Annotated in this window: 1 protein-coding gene; it reads right to left on the bottom strand. The window is 50.8% G+C overall.

The window, feature by feature from the left end; translation table 11 throughout:
- Positions 1-618: 618 nt before the first annotated feature.
- Positions 619-1,329, bottom strand: coding sequence for a hypothetical protein (locus AAH187_RS18845; RefSeq protein WP_342350033.1), 711 nt, complete (start codon positions 1,327-1,329; stop codon positions 619-621).
- Between the last annotated feature and the right edge of the window lie 463 nt (positions 1,330-1,792).

The raw sequence follows: 1,792 nt of genomic DNA on the forward strand, positions 1-1,792 counted from the left end.
GCGGAGAATGTGTCTGCAAAAAAAAACTAGCGGCTGCCCAATTCGCCAAAATTGCAAAAATCCAGTCATAGGCTCAAGACACTGCGAATAATGGGGAGGGGCATGACGGTCTGAATTGCCTATGAAGATCATGTCATTTCAGGAAAAAGTCGAGTGACATGGTGAAGCGAATGTTCCATGAACTTCTCCATTTTGGGACGAAGGTGGTTGGTTATTAACGGATCTAGGGAATTTTGAATATATGGGTATGGCGCGGTATTCGTCTCGAAAGGTTTTTTGACCAGGCCGGTTTCCCTTGCAAGGCATGGGGAATGACGGCACCTCCCTGAAGACGGATGGGCCATCGGCGCCATTATCACCGGAAGAAAGGGTACTGCGGCGGATAAAATGGCTGCCCTGGAAGCAGCAGGCGTGCGAGTTTGAGTCTGGAGTTACCAAGATACAGGAACGGCTTCGCTGACGGACAGGAATAGGACGACGCCACTCCCGAATGTTGGGGTAATTTGCTTGCTCAAACCATGCCGGTCTCCCGGAACCTGCTGCCAAACCGGCCAAATTGCCGCTCAATACTTTTGTGGCTGCCGATCCTGCCACACGGCGGGCAACATTGTGCTCGTACTATGCGCAGGCTAATCGGATGCCGTAGCCAAAGGCGACAGCGACTTCTGCGGCCTCACCGCCTGCAAGACCTAACTGAATCCCGGTCAGTGGAATATAAGCCAAGTCTTCAGAGGGTATGTTGAACAAGAGAGTAACTTCGACACCCGCTATCAAAGCGGCCCCAAGATTCACAGCGACCTCAAAACCATCCAGCCAACCCTGCACAGACGATGCGCCTAGCGTATCGTGGCGACCTAAATAAAATCCGATGTTGCCGCTAACGTCGGCTTCTTCTTGTGCGCCAAAGTCGAATGCAGCCGAAACGTATGTGCATGTTCCTGGTGTCAGCGGATTATACGGATATGACTGTGCTGCGCCGATGCTGAATCCTGCAATTCCGGAAATGTCTCCTGATGCACCAATAGACCACGACGGGTTTATGCCGTCACCAAGGCCTCTTGCCTTTACGACCGCACCGGCGAATGGGTGCCGTAATTCGTTCCTGCCACTTCCAAATATTGTGTCCCGGACGGTTTGTATTTCGATTGCACTTAATCCCTGACGCCCATCTCGCAGATATGGTCGAATCGTCGTGGCTCTTCGATAAACTTCCGTGAGGAAGGGCATTCGATTCTGCAGCTCTTGCCTTGCTGCCTGGATCAACCGAAATTTTTGCCGAGGCGTGAGTGCCGCGGTACTCATTGCAACGAGTCGAGGCGCATATCTCATAGCTTTGGCAACCGTTTTCGCACGAGGGGTTGTTCAAAAATATGTTGCCGTTCAACTCCGGTCCTCGTTTGATGTTCCAAGCGGTTTTGGGATACGTGATGTTGCGGTCAACCCTCACTCCATGAGAAAGCTGCGGCTGGTCTGGATCAGGACAGGAGGTTGGAGTATCAGGGGCGATGCGTTCAGGAGGTTGCCGGATTAGGTCGCCGTGATGGAAAATGTAATCGGCCTCTATAATAAAAACCCCAAGCCGTTTGTGTGAGAGATAATTTTCTGAGGCATTCCGGAAAAAATCAATTATTCATCTACAAACGGGCTTGAGATCGCTGGGCATTGGGAAAAAGGATACCCTTTTGATGAAAAACACGAGAGGGTGTTTGGCGATGAAGAAAATAAGAAACTTGATGTTAACCTTTGGGATGGTCTTTTCTTTCCTAGGATGTGCCACGGATATGGCCCCTTT

Source organism: uncultured Nitrospira sp. (genome assembly GCA_902500695.1).
Classification (GTDB): Bacteria; Nitrospirota; Nitrospiria; order Nitrospirales; family UBA8639; genus Nitrospira_E.